17 protein-coding genes, 4 tRNA genes and 3 pseudogenes are annotated in these 19,637 nt (G+C 35.1%); 3 read left to right on the forward strand and 21 right to left on the reverse strand.

Going from position 1 to position 19,637, the window contains the following annotated elements; translation table 11 throughout:
- Nucleotides 1-112: 112 nt before the first annotated feature.
- The 21 genes and pseudogenes from JJC05_RS09125 to JJC05_RS09225 all read right to left on the reverse strand — a co-directional run bounded on the left by JJC05_RS09125 (nucleotide 113) and on the right by JJC05_RS09225 (nucleotide 13,026).
- Nucleotides 113-898, reverse strand: coding sequence for a hypothetical protein (locus JJC05_RS09125; protein WP_235877263.1), 786 nt, complete (start codon nucleotides 896-898; stop codon nucleotides 113-115).
- Between the two features lie 14 nt (nucleotides 899-912).
- The gene (locus JJC05_RS09130) at nucleotides 913-1,110 is read right to left on the reverse strand and encodes a hypothetical protein (protein WP_235877264.1); all 198 of its coding nucleotides are present in this window, start codon (nucleotides 1,108-1,110) and stop codon (nucleotides 913-915) included.
- Between the two features lie 109 nt (nucleotides 1,111-1,219).
- On the reverse strand, nucleotides 1,220-1,525 hold the full coding sequence (locus tag JJC05_RS09135; RefSeq protein ID WP_235877265.1) for a hypothetical protein: 306 nt from the start codon (nucleotides 1,523-1,525) through the stop codon (nucleotides 1,220-1,222).
- Between the two features lie 9 nt (nucleotides 1,526-1,534).
- Nucleotides 1,535-1,693, reverse strand: a complete 159-nt coding sequence (locus JJC05_RS09140) for a hypothetical protein (protein ID WP_235877266.1) — start codon at nucleotides 1,691-1,693, stop codon at nucleotides 1,535-1,537.
- A gap of 93 nt (nucleotides 1,694-1,786) precedes the next feature.
- Nucleotides 1,787-2,221 carry a hypothetical protein gene (locus JJC05_RS09145; protein ID WP_235877267.1) on the reverse strand — a complete coding sequence of 145 codons (435 nt, stop codon included), beginning with the start codon at nucleotides 2,219-2,221 and terminating at the stop codon, nucleotides 1,787-1,789.
- Nucleotides 2,169-2,366, reverse strand: a complete 198-nt coding sequence (locus JJC05_RS09150; RefSeq protein WP_235877268.1) for a hypothetical protein — start codon at nucleotides 2,364-2,366, stop codon at nucleotides 2,169-2,171. The genes JJC05_RS09145 and JJC05_RS09150 overlap by 53 nt, the downstream gene beginning before the upstream one ends.
- A complete protein-coding gene (locus tag JJC05_RS09155) occupies nucleotides 2,314-3,264 on the reverse strand; it encodes a hypothetical protein (RefSeq protein ID WP_235877269.1) in 951 nt (316 codons plus the stop codon). Before JJC05_RS09155 ends, JJC05_RS09150 begins: the two co-directional genes overlap by 53 nt.
- 14 nt (nucleotides 3,265-3,278) lie before the next feature.
- Nucleotides 3,279-3,431 carry a hypothetical protein gene (locus JJC05_RS09160; protein WP_235877270.1) on the reverse strand — a complete coding sequence of 51 codons (153 nt, stop codon included), beginning with the start codon at nucleotides 3,429-3,431 and terminating at the stop codon, nucleotides 3,279-3,281.
- A gap of 93 nt (nucleotides 3,432-3,524) precedes the next feature.
- Entirely contained in the window at nucleotides 3,525-3,758 is a 234-nt protein-coding gene (locus JJC05_RS09165) for a hypothetical protein (RefSeq protein WP_235877271.1), read from the reverse strand.
- 48 nt (nucleotides 3,759-3,806) lie between these two features.
- Entirely contained in the window at nucleotides 3,807-5,003 is a 1,197-nt protein-coding gene (locus JJC05_RS09170) for a site-specific integrase (RefSeq protein ID WP_235877272.1), read from the reverse strand.
- Nucleotides 5,004-5,174: 171 nt separating this feature from the next.
- Nucleotides 5,175-5,248, reverse strand: a tRNA-Asp gene (locus JJC05_RS09175).
- Between the two features lie 327 nt (nucleotides 5,249-5,575).
- Nucleotides 5,576-5,776 carry a hypothetical protein gene (locus JJC05_RS09180; RefSeq protein WP_105196232.1) on the reverse strand — a complete coding sequence of 67 codons (201 nt, stop codon included), beginning with the start codon at nucleotides 5,774-5,776 and terminating at the stop codon, nucleotides 5,576-5,578.
- Between the two features lie 102 nt (nucleotides 5,777-5,878).
- Nucleotides 5,879-5,952 (reverse strand) — tRNA-Asn (locus JJC05_RS09185).
- A gap of 68 nt (nucleotides 5,953-6,020) precedes the next feature.
- Nucleotides 6,021-6,094: transfer RNA gene (locus JJC05_RS09190), tRNA-Asn, on the reverse strand.
- A 32-nt stretch (nucleotides 6,095-6,126) separates the two neighbouring features.
- Nucleotides 6,127-6,200: transfer RNA gene (locus JJC05_RS09195), tRNA-Asn, on the reverse strand.
- A 72-nt stretch (nucleotides 6,201-6,272) separates the two neighbouring features.
- Nucleotides 6,273-7,622: an RIP metalloprotease RseP gene (gene rseP, locus JJC05_RS09200; protein WP_235877273.1), complete on the reverse strand. Its 1,350-nt coding sequence runs from the start codon at nucleotides 7,620-7,622 to the stop codon at nucleotides 6,273-6,275.
- A 75-nt stretch (nucleotides 7,623-7,697) separates the two neighbouring features.
- Nucleotides 7,698-9,653 carry a M1 family aminopeptidase gene (locus JJC05_RS09205; RefSeq protein ID WP_235877274.1) on the reverse strand — a complete coding sequence of 652 codons (1,956 nt, stop codon included), beginning with the start codon at nucleotides 9,651-9,653 and terminating at the stop codon, nucleotides 7,698-7,700.
- Nucleotides 9,654-9,728: 75 nt separating this feature from the next.
- Nucleotides 9,729-11,329, reverse strand: a pseudogene (locus JJC05_RS09210) (fumarate hydratase).
- Between the two features lie 54 nt (nucleotides 11,330-11,383).
- Nucleotides 11,384-11,593: a hypothetical protein gene (locus JJC05_RS09215; protein ID WP_235877275.1), complete on the reverse strand. Its 210-nt coding sequence runs from the start codon at nucleotides 11,591-11,593 to the stop codon at nucleotides 11,384-11,386.
- On the reverse strand, nucleotides 11,590-12,324 hold the full coding sequence (locus JJC05_RS09220) for a leucine-rich repeat domain-containing protein (protein WP_235877276.1): 735 nt from the start codon (nucleotides 12,322-12,324) through the stop codon (nucleotides 11,590-11,592). Before JJC05_RS09220 ends, JJC05_RS09215 begins: the two co-directional genes overlap by 4 nt.
- 31 nt (nucleotides 12,325-12,355) lie before the next feature.
- Nucleotides 12,356-13,026: pseudogene (locus tag JJC05_RS09225) on the reverse strand (SCO family protein).
- A 241-nt stretch (nucleotides 13,027-13,267) separates the two neighbouring features.
- Here JJC05_RS09225 and JJC05_RS09230 point away from each other — a divergent pair.
- The 3 genes and pseudogenes from JJC05_RS09230 to JJC05_RS09240 all read left to right on the forward strand — a co-directional run.
- A pseudogene (locus JJC05_RS09230) lies at nucleotides 13,268-15,237 on the forward strand (M13 family metallopeptidase); the annotation flags it as partial.
- A gap of 180 nt (nucleotides 15,238-15,417) precedes the next feature.
- A complete protein-coding gene (locus JJC05_RS09235) occupies nucleotides 15,418-17,100 on the forward strand; it encodes a DUF6909 family protein (protein WP_105196274.1) in 1,683 nt (560 codons plus the stop codon).
- A 246-nt stretch (nucleotides 17,101-17,346) separates the two neighbouring features.
- Nucleotides 17,347-19,635: a polysaccharide lyase 8 family protein gene (locus JJC05_RS09240; RefSeq protein ID WP_235877277.1), complete on the forward strand. Its 2,289-nt coding sequence runs from the start codon at nucleotides 17,347-17,349 to the stop codon at nucleotides 19,633-19,635.
- Nucleotides 19,636-19,637 lie beyond the last annotated feature (2 nt).

Here is a 19,637-nt window from a genome sequence, read left to right on the forward strand (position 1 = left end):
CCTGTCACAATCGATAAATTAAAAGACATTTAAAAAGCAGGAGCGGTGAAATACCCTATCCAGCCCAAACGATAAAAGCCCCAATTTGGGGCTTTTGTCATTTATACCATTTCTATAGCACTGCATTGGAGCAGTTCAGTAGTCCCCCGGTTGCCAGTTCTTGCAGTTCTCCAGCTCGTTGGCTCGCATTGGAAGAGTTCAGCACTGCATTGGATCCGTTCAGTAGTCCACTGGTTGCCAGTTCTTGCAGTTCTCCAGCTCGTTGGCTCGCATTGGAAGAGTTCAGCACTGCATTGGAGCAGTTCACTAGTCCCCCGGTTGCCAGTTCTTGCAGTTCTCCAGCTCGTTGGCTCGCATTGGAAGAGTTCAGCACTGCATTGGAGCAGTTCAGTAGTCCCACGGTTGCCAGTTCTTGCAGTTCTTCAGCTCTTTGGCTCGCATTGGAGCAGTTCACTAGTCCACCGGTTGCCAGTTCTTGCAGTTCTTCAGCTCGTTGGCTCGCATTGGAAGAGTTTAGCACTGCATTGGATCCGTTCAGTAGTCCATTGGTTGCCAGTTCTTGCAGTTCTTCAGCTCGTTGGCTCGGATTGGAAGAGTTTAGCACTGCATTGGATCCGTTCAGTAGTCCATTGGTTGCCAGTTCTTGCAGTTCTTCAGCTCTTTGGCTCGCATTGGAGCAGTTCACTAGTCCACCGGTTGCCAGTTCTTGCAGTTCTTCAGCTCGTTGGCTCGCATTGGAGCAGTTCACTAGTCCACCGGTTGCCAGTTCTTGCAGTTCTCCAGCTCGTTGGCTCGCATTGGAAGAGTTCAGCACTGCATTGGAGCAGTTCACTAGTCCCCCGGTTGCCAGTTCTTGCAGTTCTCCAGCTCTTTGGCTCGCATTGGAAGAGTTCAGCACTGCATTGGATCCGTTTAGCAGTCCCCGGTTGCCAGTTCTTGCAGTTCTCCAGCTCGTTGGCTCGCATTGGAAGAGTTCAGCACTGCATTGGATCCGTTCAGTAGTCCCCGGTTGCCAGTTCTTGCAGTTCTCCAGCTTGTTGGCTCGCATTGGAGCAGTTCAGTAGTCCCCGGTTGCCAGTTCTTGCAGTTCTCCAGCTCGTTGGCTCGCATTGGAAGAGTTTAGCACTGCATTGGGTCAGGTCAGCAGTCCATTGGTTGCCAGTTCTTGCAGTTCTCCAGCTCTTTGGCTCGCATTGGAAGAGTTTAGCACTGCATTGGGTCAGGTCAGCAGTCCATTGGTTGCCAGTTCTTGCAGTTCTTCAGCTCGTTGGCTCGGATTGGAAGAGTTTAGCACTGCATTGGATCCGTTCAGTAGTCCATTGGTTGCCAGTTCTTGCAGTTCTTCAGCTCTTTGGCTCGCATTGGAGCAGTTCACTAGTCCACCGGTTGCCAGTTCTTGCAGTTCTTCAGCTCGTTGGCTCGCATTGGAAGAGTTTAGCACTGCATTGGATCCGTTCAGTAGTCCATTGGTTGCCAGTTCTTGCAGTTCTTCAGCTCGTTGGCTCGCATTGGAAGAGTTTAGCACTGCATTGGGTCAGGTCAGCAGTCCATTGGTTGCCAGTTCTTGCAGTTCTTCAGCTCGTTGGCTCGCATTGGAAGAGTTCAGCACTGCATTGGATCCGTTCAGTAGTCCACTGGTTGCCAGTTCTTGCAGTTCTCCAGCTCGTTGGCTCGCATTGGAAGAGTTTAGCACTGCATTGGGTCAGGTCAGCAGTCCATTGGTTGCCAGTTCTTGCAGTTCTTCAGCTCGTTGGCTCGCATTGGAAGAGTTTAGCACTGCATTGGGTCAGGTCAGCAGTCCATTGGTTGCCAGTTCTTGCAGTTCTTCAGCTCGTTGGCTCGGATTGGAAGAGTTTAGCACTGCATTGGATCCGTTCAGTAGTCCATTGGTTGCCAGTTCTTGCAGTTCTTCAGCTCTTTGGCTCGCATTGGAGCAGTTCACTAGTCCACCGGTTGCCAGTTCTTGCAGTTCTTCAGCTCGTTGGCTCGCATTGGAGCAGTTCACTAGTCCACCGGTTGCCAGTTCTTGCAGTTCTCCAGCTCGTTGGCTCGCATTGGAAGAGTTCAGCACTGCATTGGAGCAGTTCAGTAGTCCCCGGTTGCCAGTTCTTGCAGTTCTCCAGCTCGTTGGCTCGCATTGGAAGAGTTCAGCACTGCATTGGATCCGTTTAGCAGTCCCCGGTTGCCAGTTCTTGCAGTTCTCCAGCTCGTTGGCTCGCATTGGAAGAGTTCAGCACTGCATTGGAGCAGTTCAGTAGTCCCCGGTTGCCAGTTCTTGCAGTTCTCCAGCTTGTTGGCTCGCATTGGAGCAGTTCAGTAGTCCCCGGTTGCCAGTTCTTGCAGTTCTCCAGCTCGTTGGCTCGCATTGGAAGAGTTCAGCACTGCATTGGAGCAGTTTAGCAGTCCCCCGGTTGCCAGTTCTTGCAGTTCTCCAGCTTGTTGGCTCGCATTGGAGCAGTTCAGTAGTCCCCCGGTTGCCAGTTCTTGCAGTTCTCCAGCTCGTTGGCTCGCATTGGAAGAGTTCAGCACTGCATTGGAGCAGTTCAGTAGTCCCCCGGTTGCCAGTTCTTGCAGTTCTCCAGCTTGTTGGCTCGCATTGGAGCAGTTCAGTAGTCCCCCGGTTGCCAGTTCTTGCAGTTCTCCAGCTCGTTGGCTCGCATTGGAAGAGTTCAGCACTGCATTGGATCCGTTCAGTAGTCCACTGGTTGCCAGTTCTTGCAGTTCTCCAGCTCGTTGGCTCGCATTGGAAGAGTTCAGCACTGCATTGGAGCAGTTCAGTAGTCCCCCGGTTGCCAGTTCTTGCAGTTCTCCAGCTCGTTGGCTCGCATTGGAAGAGTTCAGCACTGCATTGGATCCGTTCAGTAGTCCACTGGTTGCCAGTTCTTGCAGTTCTCCAGCTCTTTGGCTCGCATTGGAAGAGTTTAGCACTGCATTGGATCCGTTCAGTAGTCCACTGGTTGCCAGTTCTTGCAGTTCTCCAGCTCGTTGGCTCGCATTGGAAGAGTTCAGCACTGCATTGGATCCGTTCAGTAGTCCACTGGTTGCCAGTTCTTGCAGTTCTCCAGCTTGTTGGCTCGCATTGGAAGAGTTTAGCATTGCATTGGATCCGTTCAGTAGTCCACTGGTTGCCAGTTCTTGCAGTTCTTCAGCTCGTTGGCTCGCATTGGAAGAGTTCAGCACTGCATTGGATCCGTTCAGTAGTCCATTGGTTGCCAGTTCTTGCAGTTCTCCAGCTCGTTGGCTCGCATTGGAAGAGTTCAGCACTGCATTGGAGCAGTTCAGTAGTCCCCGGTTGCCAGTTCTTGCAGTTCTCCAGCTCGTTGGCTCGCATTGGAAGAGTTCAGCACTGCATTGGATCCGTTCAGTAGTCCACTGGTTGCCAGTTCTTGCAGTTCTCCAGCTCTTTGGCTCGCATTGGAAGAGTTTAGCACTGCATTGGGTCAGGTCAGCAGTCCATTGGTTGCCAGTTCTTGCAGTTCTTCAGCTCGTTGGCTCGCATTGGAAGAGTTTAGCACTGCATTGGGTCAGGTCAGCAGTCCATTGGTTGCCAGTTCTTGCAGTTCTTCAGCTCGTTGGCTCGCATTGGAAGAGTTTAGCACTGCATTGGATCCGTTCAGTAGTCCATTGGTTGCCAGTTCTTGCAGTTCTTCAGCTCTTTGGCTCGCATTGGAGCAGTTCACTAGTCCACCGGTTGCCAGTTCTTGCAGTTCTTCAGCTCGTTGGCTCGCATTGGAAGAGTTTAGCACTGAACTAAACAAAAAAACCGCCCAATTATGGACGGTTGTATAGTATAAAAAATTTAAAATTTAAAAATTTACGGCTTTCAATTCGTTTTCAATAGTTGTATCCATAATATGCCCATAAATTTGCGTAGTAGCTAGTTTCTTGTGTCCTAAAATCTTTTGAACTGTTGTTATAGAAACGCCTTTGTATAGTAAATATGTTGCGGTTGTGTGGCGTGCAACGTGAAAAGTCAAATTTTTATTTTCAATTTTTGCCAGCTTACAAATTTCCTTTAATTGTCTGTTACAGTGTTGATTTGTCAAGTGCTCAAAACAAAATGCACTGCCAAACTTTTTGTATTTGTTCAGTATCTCGATAGGTTTACCGTTGAATATTGCATATATAGGAATTCTTATATTTTCGTTTGTTTTTTCCATTGTTTTAATCAGCCAATCATTGCCAGTAATAGAAACAATTTCTTTTTTTTGCAAACTAAAAACATCACTATAACGCAATCCAGTATAAACAGAAAACATAAATAAATCCTTTACAGTTTGGTATTTTTTGTTTTCTCCTATCAATTCTAAATTTTCAATCTTTTCAATTTCATTCGGAGTTAAAAAAACCTTTTTACTTTCACTTTGCTTAATTTTAAACTTTCGAAATGGGTAATTTTGCACGTTAATCAAATCTTTGTTTATAGCAAGATTAACGAAACGCTTAATATTTTTGAAATATTTTGAAATTGTGGACTGGGCTAATTTTTTAGATGGAAAATTTTTATAAGTAACTGTTTGTTTTGAAAGATATAAATTAAAATCGTGCAAAAACTCAAAGGTTAAATCTTCAAAATAAATCACTTTCCTAAATTCTTTTAATTTTTTCAAAGTAGCTAATTGACTAGCTTTAGTTTCTTCGCAATTTTCGAGTTGAGAAATTTCAATTTCCATAAACTCGGTAAAAGTTTTAACGGCTTCGCCTTTGAAAAAATCATCTAACATATTAAGATAAAACGCTTTACCGTTGTTGATTCTGTCAAGTTCAAAATTTTCTAAATCTCGGAGGGTCTCACTAATTTGTTTATTGAGCTTAATAGCATTGGGGTAGTCAGTCTTAATAGTTCGTGTTTTGTTGTTCCAGTCTTTCGGCTCAATATAAATGTTAGTAGAAAAATATTTATGCTTACCGTTAAGATAGCACTCAATTTGTATTAAAGCTTTACCATCTTTATTAAGCTTGTTCTTACGGTTGAAAACCGTATTAAATTTAGTTTTATTCATAATAAGTAAGTGTTTCTTACTACAAACTTACAAACTAAAATTTAAAATTTGGGTAGAAAATGGGTAGAAAATATATTGATATTCTTTGATATTCTTATTTGTCAAAAAAAGAGAAAACCCCAGTAAAATAAGTACTTTAAAAAGAAAACCCCCTAAAAATTAGGGGTTTTGCGGTCTGGACGGGACTCGAACCCGCGACCCCATGCGTGACAGGCATGTATTCTAACCAACTGAACTACCAAACCTTGCTAACAGTGTTTCTGTTTTGTGAGTGCAAATATACAACTGTTTTTTAGATCTGCAAGTAAAAAAAACGATTTTTTTTAAAAAAATCGTTTCAAACTTAACTGTTTGGTTAATAGTCTTTTGTTTTATGTGGAGATGGGTGAATTTTTGAGTGTTTAGTTTTTACTAAGAAGTGTTTAGGGAGTGAGAATATAGTTGTTTTTTTATGAGGAGTTAAAAAGATGTTGTTTAAGGGTGAAATGTATCAATAAATCAACCTTCAAAGTTTTGTTCTTGATTCTTTAGAAGTCAGTTTAGAGGGGTGAGAAATATCGATTTTTTCTTATTCAGATTATCCAATCTTTTTGCTTAATCCCCAACTTTTGTTCTTGATCCGTAACAATTCCATTTTCATTATCAACTTTTTCAATCATTGAACCATAATGCTCAATTATTTCTGAAATATAAGTTGTCTTAAGCTCATTAGATTTATCTTTTTCTAATAAACTTTGAAAATATTCTAAAGGATTTTTGTTTACATTTTCCACAAATTAAATGTAGTAAAAAGAATAATAGTAATGTGGAGGTAAATAATAATTGTTGTACCCGTATAAAGAGAAAGGTTTTACAAAACGTAAAACCTTTTTTTGCTCCCCCTCTTGGGCTCGAACCAAGGACCCTCTGATTAACAGTCAGATGCTCTAACCAACTGAGCTAAGGAGGAATAATCCAATTTGTCTTAGCTTTTTTATAAAAAAAAGCATTACTTGTTGGTGTAATGCTAAAAAAATGCTCCCCCTCTTGGGCTCGAACCAAGGACCCTCTGATTAACAGTCAGATGCTCTAACCAACTGAGCTAAGGAGGAATAACCTCATGGTTTTTGTTTGCTAAAACTTGCTCCCCCTCTTGGGCTCGAACCAAGGACCCTCTGATTAACAGTCAGATGCTCTAACCAACTGAGCTAAGGAGGAATGTTATTGCCGTTTTAGCGAGTGCAAATATAAGATAGATTTTTAATTATACAAACACTTTTAGCGAAAAAGTTAAAAAAATTTTTGAGCAATTATTTCGAAAATATCTTTTCCAAATGTTAAAGCCATTAAACTCAATAATATAACCATTCCTATGGTTTGAACAATTTCTGCGGCCTTATCATTTAATTTTTTTCCAGTAATCATCTCTGCTAAGGTAAAAATAGCATGTCCGCCATCTAAACCGGGGATAGGAAGTAGGTTCATGAAAGCTAATCCTATAGAAAACATGGCTGTAAAACCCCAAATAAATTCCCAATCCCATACGGTAGGTAACATTTTTGTAATGCCAATAGGGCTTTTTACTTTTTTATAAGCACCTGTTTTGGGTGATAATAATAATTTGAATTCTTTTATTTTATATTTAATCTGGCTATAAGATTCTTTAATTGCTTCTGGAATAGCTTGTAAAAAACTTATTTGATTTGTTACTAAGTATTTTGTTTTCATTTCTTCATCTGAAGGCATTTTGTTTGTAAAACCCAAATTTCCTTCTGAACTAATTTGTGCTTCTAGGATAATGGGTGATCCTTTTCGTAATACACCCAGCTGTATTTTTTGATTTTTATAAGTTTGTAAAATATCTTTTACTTCATCAAAATATTTTATTTTATTATTATTAATAGAAATAATTTTATCTGCTTTTTGTAATTTGGCTTTTTCTGCTGGTAATCCGGGAATAATAGAGTCTACTACTACTGATTCTAATCTAGGAGAGATGAAGTTTTTGCCCTCTGATGAAATGATTTCTCTTTTGTGTATGTCTGTTATAGGTAAATCTAAATTAATGTTAGCTCTTTTTACAGTAACAGTATTAGCAAACAATATATCAATACCTGCTTTTCTAAGATTTTTATTTACTATTTCTCCATCAATAGCTATAATTTTATCGCCATTTTTAAAACCAATTTTTTTACCAACTTCACTAAAAGCCAATCCGTTTTCTTGAATTTTGTCTGTAGCAATATATTTTTGACCATAAGTGGTAAATAGCATAATATAAATAAACCAAGCCAATATAATATTAACGGTTACACCTCCTAACATAACAATTAGACGCTGCCAAGCTGGTTTTGAATGAAATTCCCAAGGTTGTGCGGGTTGAGCCATTTGTTCTTTGTCCATGCTTTCATCCATCATTCCTGCAAGTTTTACGTAGCCCCCAATTGGTAACCATCCAATTCCCCATTCAGTATAGCCTATTTTCTTTTTTAACAAGGAAAACCAAGGATCCATAAATAAATAGAATTTTTCAACTCGTATTTTGAATAATTTAGCAGGTAGATAATGTCCAAACTCATGTAAAATAACGAGAACGGAAAGAATAAATAGAATTTGTGCGATTTGAATGAGTGTATCCATTTTTACTTTTTAGTGTTTCTATAAAAGCAAAAGTAAGACTTTCGTCTTACTTTTTTAAAAATATCTAATTGAGTCTTATTTTTTTAAGAATTTTTTATGAGCATTACCCTCTGTAGTCTGTATTAATACTTGATAAAGACCATTGGTAAGATGATTAATATTGATTTCTTTTTGATCCGTTTTTAAGACTTCTTGACCTAAATGGTTTATAAATCTAACCTTTTGTAATTTGGCTGTGTCAGGTAATTGGATATTTACCTGATCTTTACTTGGGTTTGGAAATAAGTTTGTACTTGCAGATAATTCGAAATTTTCATTAGATAAAGAGGCAATGCTTCCTTTTGAAATAATATCTTTATTTGGATCAAAAGTTACCTGAGTAACAGCTGTTCCTGCAGGTAAATCTATTGTGAAGAGCTGACCATTAAAAGTGTTATTTAGTTTTAAATCTAAATATGTTCCATTATTTAATGTTAATCTTATAGGTACTGGCATTTCAAAATAAGAAACATATCCTGTTTCAGAGCTATTAGTAATAGATTGTATTTGATCAATTTTTATTTTTGCTTGATTTATACCTGAATTATATGCTCCAATAGTATAAATAGGATATCCTTCTTTGTATACCCAGTCATTAAAAAATTCTTGTAAACTACTACCATGAACAGTCTCTAAATGTGTTTGAAATTGTGGGGTTAGGGCATATTTATAGGCTAAAATAGGATCGTTTAAATAATTTTGTAGTGCTTGAAAAAAATTAGTATCCCCCATTATATAACGTAGCATGTGAGTAACCATAGCGCCTTTATCGTAAGTAATAAGACTACTAAATATTCTATTCACATCTGTTAATTGCGAATCATATAAATATAAATTGCCCTTTTTATCGGATGTAATGTTGCTGATTTTTGAAGATTTCCATGAATTAAAATTAGCTGTACCATCTAAGTGCTGAATTAAGCAACCCGACATATATTCCGTTAGTCCTTCATTTAGCCATACATCTTTCCGGGAGCCACAGGTTACTTTATTACCAAACCATTGATGGGCCATTTCATGAGCTATTAAGCTTCTATCAAAACTTCCCATGAATGAAGTCGTAGTGTGTTCCATTCCTCCTCCCCAAGAAAATTGAGCATGACCATATTTTTCGGTATTGAATGGATAAGCCCCTAATTTTGTTTCAAAAAAATTCATAATAGGGATGGTTTTTGCTAACGAATTGGTAGTATTTGAATTGTCAAATTCAGGATATATATAATCTATGATTGGAAAAGTAGGAGTAGGAGGATTGTTGTTGCCTCCTGCTGTACCTGTATTTTTGATAGTATAGTTGGTTATAGCAATAGCAACTAAATAAGCAGGAATAGGGTAGTTATGATGAAAATGGGTAGTGGCATTTGAACCATTAATTATTCTAGATACCTGAAGACCATTTGAAATACTATTGTATTGTAATGGTGCCGTAATATATACATCAATACTTTCTAATTTATCATTTAAATCATGTTTACAAGGCCACCAGTCTATTGAACCGTAAGGTTCTGAAAGAGTATAGATGATAGGGACATTGTTGTGTGTAGAAGAGGTGAACGCGTCATTTGTGAAAGAAGGAGCTCCGTTATAATTTATTTCTACAGTTTCATTATTACCAGTTGTAAGGATAGTAGGTAAATTAATTATAAGGTTGCCATTGGCGTTGTGAACAAAATTTAAATTAGTATTTCCTTTTTTTACAGAAGAAACTATTAAAGGTTTAGAAAGTTCAAAAGTAACAGTGTTTATGTCTTCTAAAGCTTTAAAAGTTAGCGTTACTTTGCCATTAATATTATAGATGTTAGGGTCAACATCAAACTCTAATTTTCCATAAGTTAAATCGTAATTTTGGGTACTAGGATTTACTTTTAAATTCATTTTTTTTGCTGCAACTTTCATTTCAGATGCAGCTATTCGTTCTGTTTTATGCTCCTCAAAATTTTGAGAAAAACCCAAAACAGATAATAGTAAAAAGAGGCTGGTTACTTTTTTCATTTATTTAAAAGAGTTTAGCGGACAAATTTACATAAAAATAAGTCCGCTAAAATGAAATAAAGAAGTCTATTTTTTTTATAAATCAGCAAAAAAATCGTTTCCTTTATCATCTGTAATAATAAAAGCAGGGAAATCTTTTATTTCAATTTTTCTAACGGCTTCCATACCTAATTCTTCAAAATCAACGACTTCTACAGAAAGGATATTTTCCTTAGCTAAAATAGCGGCAGGACCTCCTATTGAACCTAGATAAAAACCGCCGTATTTATGACAAGCGTTTGTTACATCTTTGCTACGATTGCCTTTTGCTAACATAACCATACTACCGCCTACAGATTGAAACTCATCAACATATACATCCATACGTCCTGCAGTAGTAGGGCCAAAACTACCAGAAGGCATTCCTTGTGGCGTTTTAGCTGGACCAGCATAGTATATTGGATGGTTTTTAAAATATTCAGGCATTGGTTTACCAGCATCTAACAACTCCTTAATTTTGGCGTGTGCAATATCACGTGCCACAATTAAAGTACCATTTAATTTTAGGCGAGTTTTAATAGGGTATTTAGATAGTTCAGCCAAAATTTCGTTCATTGGTCGATTTAAATTTATTGTAACAGGTTCTTCTAGGTGAGGAGCTGTTTCGGGTAAGAAACGTTTTGGATTGGTTTCTAATTGTTCTAGAAATATACCGTCTTTTGTTATTTTACCTTTAATGTTTCGATCTGCTGAACAAGAAACTCCCATACCAACAGGGCAAGAAGCTGCGTGACGAGGTAGACGAATTACTCGTACATCGTGTGCTAGATATTTACCGCCAAATTGAGCGCCAATAGCACTCTCTTGGCAAATTTTTTGAATTTTAGTTTCCCAATCTAAATCACGAAAAGCTTGTCCCGACATATTACCAGATGTAGGTAGATTATCGTAATAACCAGCAGATGCTTTTTTAACAGCTGCTAAATTAGCTTCTGCAGAAGTGCCTCCAATGACAATAGCTAGATGGTAAGGAGGGCAAGCAGCCGTTCCTAAATCCATGATTTTCTCACGAACGAACTCATCTAATGATTTTTCATTTAAGAGTGATTTTGTCTTTTGGTATAAAAAGGTTTTGTTTGCAGAACCACCACCTTTTGCTAAAAATAAAAAATCGTATGAGTTTCCTTTTTTGCGTAAATATCAATTTGTGCAGGTAGGTTAGAGCCTGAGTTTTTTTCTTCAAACATTGATATGGGGACAATTTGCGAATAACGTAAATTTTTGTTTTGGTAGGTATTAAAAATACCTTTAGATAACCACTCAGCATCATCTGTACCTGTAAATATATTTTCGCCTTTTTTAGCCATTATAATAGCAGTTCCTGTATCTTGGCAAGAAGGTAATTCACCATCTACAGCAACAACAGCATTTTGTAATAGGTTATAAGCTACAAAGCGATCGTTATCCGTTGCTTCTGGATCATCAATTATGTTACGAAGTTTTTCTAAATGAGAAGAACGAAGCATAAAAGAAACATCTTTCATAGCCTCTTCGGCTAATAATTCTAATCCTTTAGGATCTACACTAAGGATTTCGCGATCTCCTAATTGTTCTGTCTTTACATAATTAGAAGTTAATTTTTTATATGGCGTATCATCTTTTAAAATAGGATACGGATCTTGGTATAAAAAGTCCATTTATATATGTTTTTGATGGGTAAATATACTAATTTATATAAAAAAAGCCGACGATTAGTCGGCAGCGGTTTTTTTTTGAGTGACTATTTTTTTTACGTCATCGGATTGTCCATAAAGCATTTTTTCTAATAAAGGATTTAATGACTCTGGAAAAGAAATCCATGGATTAGTGCCTAAATAAAGTTCTTTTAATAAGGATAATTGATTTAATTCCTCAGGTAAAGTACGTAGCTGATTTTCATCTAAATCAAGATAAGATATCATAGTACATTTACCAATTGATGTAGGTATTTTTTTATCATATTCTTTTCTAAATTCAAATAACCTAATTTGGATAAATTACCTATTTCTTCGGGTAATACTGTTATTTTGTTTTGATTTAGATTGAGTGTTGTGAGGTTCATAAGTAGTCCTATTTCCACGGGACATACTTCTATTTTATTTTTTTCAGCATTTAATACTTTTAAATTTCTCAAGTTTTCTATACCTAGGAAAAAAGTTTTAACCGTATTATTGGAAAAATTTAATTCTGTAAGATTAATCATACCTGCCATTTCTACAGGCAAATCAGAAATTTTATTAAAGCTAATATCTAATTTTTTTAACTTACTTAACTTAGCGACTGATGGAGAAACATATTCCATTTTATTTTTATTCAAATCCAATTTTTCTAAACAAGCTAATTTGCATATTTCAATAGGAAAACGTTGAATAAGGTTATTGGTTAAATAAATTTCTTTTAATTTGGTTAAATTCGTTATTTCAATAGGCAAGGAAACAATTGAATTATTTTTGAGATATAACTTTTCTACATTCACGAAATAGCCAATTTCAGGAGGGATTTTGGTCATTTGTTTGTTGGATAAGTCTAATATTTTTACAGTTGCAGGGTTTTCACAAAATAAATCATTTTCAACGCGTTGATTACTTTGTGCATTTGTTAAAATACTAAAAAGCAGAAGTAAAGTGCTTACTCCATTTAATGTTTTGATCATAATGTATAATTTGGGGCTGGTTAATTTATTTTTATTTTTCGTCAGTACATAAAAATTCTATATCTTTTAATAATTTTTCTACTTCTTCTCTTTTGGTGCCATCATAAAATCCTCTTACGCGCTTCTTTTGATCTATTAGTACAAAGTTTTCTGTGTGAACCATATCATAAAGTTCTTCAGGTTTGCCTGTTTTAACAGCTAAATAGGATTTTCTAGCAATATAATAAATATCCTTTTTATTACCTGTAACTAAATTCCATTTACCACTAATAGCACCTTTTTCTAATGCGTATTTTTTTAAAACAGGAACACTATCTATATCGGGTGTTACAGAATGGGAAAGGAGCATAACTTTAGGATTATTTTTAATTTGATCTTGTAACCAAGACATATTATTCGTCATCAAGGGACAAATAGTTTGACAACTTGTAAAAAGAAATCGGCAACATAAATTGTATTTTCATAATCCTTTTGAGTTACAATTTTTCCGTCTTGATTAGTAAAAGCAAAATCAGGAATCAAATGTTTATTCGCAATATGTTGTACAGTAGTATCTACTAATTCAGGATTAACCATTGAAGGGGTATAAATAGGCAATGTTTTCTTAGGTTTTAAAACCATATAAAAAAGAGAAATACATAACACAGAAATTACACTTAGTGTAATGAGAAAAATACGATACTTTTTTATTCTTTCAATCATAACATAACTTAACTTTATACAAAGGTATAAAACCTAATTAAGGAGCAAAATACTAATTCTTTCTTAAATTAGTTTTTTAGAAGATGACTAAACAATATTTTTGAATATATATTGTAACAAAAAAGCGATAAAGTATACTAACTGTCATTAAATAATATAGAAGAAAACAGAAATATGAGAAGAACTGTATGGAGTGCCATGGCACTATTATCCTTGACTTCGATAAGTGCTATAGCACAAGAAAAACCGAGGAATTAACCTAAATTACATGGATAAAAAGGTAAAACCGGGAGATGATTTCTTTCGCTATGTAAACGGAGCTTGGTATGATAAAACAGAAATTCCCGCAGATAAAACACGTTGGGGAAGTTTTGATGAGTTGCGTTTTAACACAGATAAAGATGCTTTAGCAATCCTTAAAGAAGCTATATCTAAAAATTTAGATGCAAAATCAGATCAAGGAAAGGCAGTAAATGTTTATAAAACCTACATGGATACCATTGTAAGAAATAAAAGAGGTATCAAACCTTTACAACCTTATTTAGAAAAAATTAATGCTATTAAGAATGTACAAGATCTTAATAAATTAATTACAGAATTAACCCCAGAAGGCGGTATAGGATTTTATAATGCAGGTGTTGGTCCCGATGCTAAAGATTCGAATAAAAACGTAGTTTACATTAGTTTAGGAAGTTTAGGTCTGCCAGATCGTGATTATTATATTTCAGATGATAAAGATTCTAAAGAAAAACGTGAAAAATATGTTTTACACCTAACACGTATGTTGCAATTTTTAGGTGAAAAACCAGAATTAGCAAAACAAAACGCAGAGAAAATCTTAGCTCTAGAAATAGAAATGGCTAGACCTAGATTAGATAGAGTACAGCGTCGTGATAGGAGGAATACATACAACCCGATGACTGTTGCTGATTTACAAAAATTAACACCATCAGTAAACTGGGCTGCTTATTTACAAGGAATAGGAATTGGTAAAATAGACCAAGTTATTGTTTCACAACCTAAATATATGGAAGCTTTAGAAGCTATTTTTAAAGCTAATAAGATAGAGGATTGGAAAGCTTATTTACGTTGGATTTTATTAGATGAATCATCAAGCGAATTAACTACTGAAATAGAAAAAGCAAACTGGGATTTTTACAGTAAAACCTTACAAGGTGCTTTAAAAGAAAGACCCCGTGAAGAAAGAGCTTTACAAGTTGTAAATGCCACTGTAGGGGAAGCATTAGGGAAATTATATGTTGAAAAAAATTCCCAGCAGAAGCAAAAGCAAAAGCAAAAGCAATGATTGAAAATGTATTTCTAGCTTTTGAAAATCGTATAAATAAACTTCCTTGGATGACTCCAGAAACACGTAAAGGAGCGATTGAAAAATTACGCAAGTCAACTATTAAAATTGGATACCCTGATAAGTGGAAAGATTATTCTAAACTAGAAATTGTAGCCAAGGAAGCTGGTGGGAATTATTTTGAAAACATGAAAAATGTTGCAAAATGGGCGTATCAAGATGATATAGAAAAATTAAATAAACCTGTTGATAAAACAGAATGGGGCATGTCTCCACAAACGGTTAATGCCTATTTTAACCCTACCTATAATGAAATTGTATTCCCAGCCGCTATCTTACAACCGCCATTTTATGACTACAAAGCAGATGAAGCAGTAAATTACGGTGGAATTGGAGCCGTAATAGGACATGAGATTTCACATGGTTTTGACGACTCAGGTTCTCGTTATGATGCTGATGGAAATTTAAAAAACTGGTGGACAGATGAAGATTTAAAACAATTTACAGGGTTAGGAAATGCTTTAGCATCACAATACAGTACTTTACAACCACTGCCGGTATTTTTGTTGATGGAAAATTTACTCTAGGTGAAAATATTGGCGATCTAGGAGGTGTTAATGCCGCTTATGACGGATTACAATTATTCTTAAGTAAAAATGGTAGACCTGCTGCAATTGATGGTTTTACGCCAGAACAACGTTTCTTTATTTCATGGGCAACTATATGGCGTTCTAAAATGAGAGATGAAGCAATCAAAAATCAAGTAAAAACAGATCCACACTCTCCGAGGAATGTATCGCGCCTATATACCACTTACAAACGTAGACGCTTTTTACCAAGCTTTTAATATTAAAGAAGGAGATAAACTCTTTGTTAAACCTGAAAATAGAATTAAAATTTGGTAATCTAAAATAATTCAATAAGATTGTAAGCCCTTGAAGATATCATGCCTTCAAGGGCTTTTTTTATCCAGATCTAAAGTGTTAAAATAAATACAATATTGTGAAGTACTTTGATTCTTATCCGTTTTTATTATAAATTGCCCAAATAAAATGGTACATTTGTAGGTTAGAAAAATATAAATGATGATAGAAATCAAGAACATTTCGCGCTCCAGAGCGCAAGAGTCGTCGGCGGCTATCGAACGACTGTACATTACTATGAGACATTTGTTTAACAGAGGGTTTTATAAACCGATGGGTGTTTCAGGCGATACTTTACGCGAAGCTTTATTAGAACTTCGTCCAGAAATTTATGGTTCCATTGCAGAAGAAAAAGTAGAATTAAACGGCTTATTGTATGTAATTGAACGGTTACCTGTAGGAATTGAAGAATGCCGTTATATCAACCTAACTTCTGATGAAGGCTATTCTAATTCTCATTTTCAACCTATTGTTCCTCCTAAACGTCGTAGAAATTGCTACAGAATAGATGATGAACAAATGAATGTAGAAATTACAAGAGGACGTTCAGATATTTATGATATTTTAACCCACTTGACGTTTATTTTTGTAGAATCACACAAAATTAAAGATCGTGTGTTAATTGATGATGAAGGAAAAGTATCACGTGATTGGCAAAAATTAGAACAAGCAGCATTACAAACCAAAAAATTAACATTAATAGAACGTGAAAAAGCTATTTCTCATGCTGCTAATGTGTTAGGAAGAACTTTTGCTGAAGTAAACAGTATTTATGATTCTTTCGGAAACGCGTCACAACCAGATCGTTTTTTGCATGTAATCTATTGGTTAGGAAAATTAGCAATAGAAGAAGTTGTTGATAACAATAAACGCACAATTACTTTTAGTCCAATTTTAAGAGAACGTTTAGGACACCATATTTATGGAGATATTTGGGCAACAAACATTAAAAAGAAATTAGCTGATAATAATTTGTTAGAAAGACCGATTCATATCATTAGTGCTAATATGCACAGTGTAATGAATTCAGTATTTGCACCTTATGTTTTAGCCTCTAAATACAAAGGAAAAGGAGAGTACCAAATTTATGAAGATTTATCGGCATCTGGTAATAAAGAACTGCGTAAAAAAGTAGAAGATTTTGCTCTACAAAATGGTATGATTTCAATACCCGATACATCAGGAACCAATATTGATGTTCAGATTTTTGATACAGCTAAATTTGATTGGAAAAAAACAGCTTTCCCTTTAACAAATAGTATGACTCAAGCTCCTGTTCTAATTGTAATGGATTATGCTTTTGGTGAACAAGCTTTTGAAACAATTGATGAATTATTAAAGCCCTATAAGACAGAAAAAGGGAAGGTGTTTTTGAATGTAGAATCCGTTTCCATCATGGGGAAAGCAGGAATCCTTGAAGGAGGCAAAGGAGATATTATGATCCCTAATTCACATGTTAATGAAGGAACAGCTGATAATTATCCTTTTGAAAATGAACTAACAAAAGAACTATTTGAAGGAAACGACATCCCAGTCTACGAAGGTCCTATGATAACCGTTTTAGGAACTTCTTTACAAAATAGAGATTTGCTTAAATTCTTCCACGAATCTACTTGGGCAGCTATAGGTTTAGAAATGGAAGGAGCGTATTATCAAAAAGCTATTCAATCAGCTTCCAAAATACGTAAAAGCATCAACCCCGATGTAAAAGTACGTTATGCGTATTACGCATCAGATAATCCGTTAGAAACAGGAAGTACACTGGCTTCAGGAGGATTAGGAACTACAGGTGTAAAACCTACCTATTTAATTACAATAAAAATTTTAGAGCAAATATTCTGTTAGAATATAACATTTCCTCTTATTTAAACTTTATACTAGACATAATTAATGGAATCAAAATCATTCGTAAAAATTTAAAATGACCCCTTATTTTAAATGAATGATTTCCGTTAAAAGACTTTAAAAAAATAAAAAGTACTACAATATGTATTCCTTATTGTACATATTGTAGTACACAAATAAATCAAATATTAATAAATTAAAAGCAAGCACTTATTATATAGGGCTGTTTTTATAATTCAAAAAATTATGAGACAAACAATTTTTCTATTTTTTCTGTTTGCATTAGGAATTAATGCGCAGAGTACCGATTTTGATAAAATGCTAGATAATATTAAAAGTGAATACACCCTAAATCCAAATAAAAAGAACATTGATGCTATTAGATTACTCTTAAAGACGGACGGTTCTTTTAGCGATATTGATTATACATTAAAGGATGAGGATTTAAGACTTCACCTTAGTAGAATATCTCGTTTAGCCCAAGCTTATTCAAATTCGAAGAATACATATTATCATGATCAATCTGTTTATAACGATTATATTAAATCTATAGAATTCTGGATTACCACAAATCAGACTCCTTCAAACTGGTGGTATAGACATATTGCATATCCTAAAGAGATGAATAAAGGACTTGTCTTTGTAATTGAAGAAATTAAAACCCAAAATGCAGCTCTTTATAAGCAAATTATTGATTATCAAGAATGGGCTTATTTACAACAAGACCACATGGAAGGCGCTAATGGAGCAGATAAAACCATAGGGGCATTTGTTGCGGCAGTAGTAGAAAAAGATGCAAAATTACTAAAAGATTTTAGTGATTTGATGAGGAGATTAACATCTATTCAAGATGGAGGAGAAGGTATTGAAAAAGATTATGGATTTTATAGTCACAGTGGTAACGGTAGGCAAATATACACTTTTGGATACGGAAAAGAATATTTAAAGTCAGTACTTGATTATTTCGTATTTACAAAAGGAACACAATACAATGTTCAAACGTTAGTGAATTTAGAAAAAATGGTAATTGATCATGCCCAATATCTTTTTCATGCGGGAAATTACGATCCTAACCCAACAGGAAGATACAATAATACTTTCGAGTATATGAATGATTTAAAAAATATCGTTACTAAAATGGTTGCCTTAAATACAGCTAATAAATCAGCATTACAAGATGCCCATGATAGAATGTCAGGACAAAAAAAGGATTTAGAAGGTAATAAAATGTTCTGGAGAGGAGATTATATGGCACATAAAAGATCAAATTTCTTATCTACAGTGCGAATGACTTCAACTAGAACAGTAGGTGCTGAAGCAGGTAATAACTCAGGTAATTATAACTATTATGCTGGGGCAGGAGTGAATTACACAATTCATACAGGAAATGAATACAATGGAACATATTTTTCTAAATTTAACTCAAGACAATTTCCGGGAACAACTGTTGAACAAAACACAATAACATTACCTGTACCTAACTGGGGAAAAGAGGGTAAAAACAATAATGATTTTGCAGGAGGAGTATCTGATGGGAAAAATGGAGCATCAGCTATGATCTATGATAAACAAGGTATAACCGCTAATAAATCATGGTTTTTTATAGGAGATTTAGTGCTTGCATTAGGTTCAGAAATATATCAAACGAATGGAACTGCGGATGTGTATACAACGCTTAACCAAACAAATTTAGACCCTTCTAAATTATCATATTTTCAAAATGGTACTCGTTTTCAGCTAAGTGCTAATGTTAATATGACAAATACTGCTAATACATTTGTGTTATCTTCTGGTATTGGGTATGTACCTTTTGATAGTAATAGATATACCGTTTCTACTGAAAATGATCTTTTTAAAATGTATATAAATCATGGTGTTAATCCTAGTAAACTAAAATATGCGTATTTATTAATGCCAAATGTAACGGATGCTACTATTGTAAGTGAAGCAGCAAAAGCAAAAAGCAATTTAAAAATTGAATCTCAAAATGAATTTTGTCATGCTGTATATGATTCTACAACTTCTCAGTATTATATTGCTTTTTTTAAACCATATACCTTAAATTTGTCGAGCGGATTAGTTGTTAAAGTAGATAATCCGTGTATGCTAATAATCAATAATAATGCTAATAAATTTTATGTTTCAAATCCGTATGGTGAAAATGCAAGTTTCCAAAATATAAAATTGTCTATTACTAAAAATTCAAGATCTTTGTTTGATAATGATATTAAAATCATGAAATCAAATGAAAGTGGTAAAACATTTGAATATGCTTATTCAAGTCTTGGTGTTATTCAAGCAAGATTAAATAATAGTTTATCTTCAGAAGAAAATATTAATATTACAAAATCAGAAGGGAAACTAAAAATAGAATCGAAAGAGAATATGCGAAATATAGAATTATATGATATTAATGGTAGAATGATCTTTTCAAGAAAGAATGTTAATGATCGTGAAGTATCTGTAGATGTAGCTGGTAAAGAAGGAATTCTTATATTAAAAATTAACGAAAATAAAACAATAAAGATATTCTAATA

It is taken from the genome of Flavobacterium davisii (assembly GCF_019565505.1).
Classification (GTDB): Bacteria; Bacteroidota; Bacteroidia; order Flavobacteriales; family Flavobacteriaceae; genus Flavobacterium; species Flavobacterium davisii.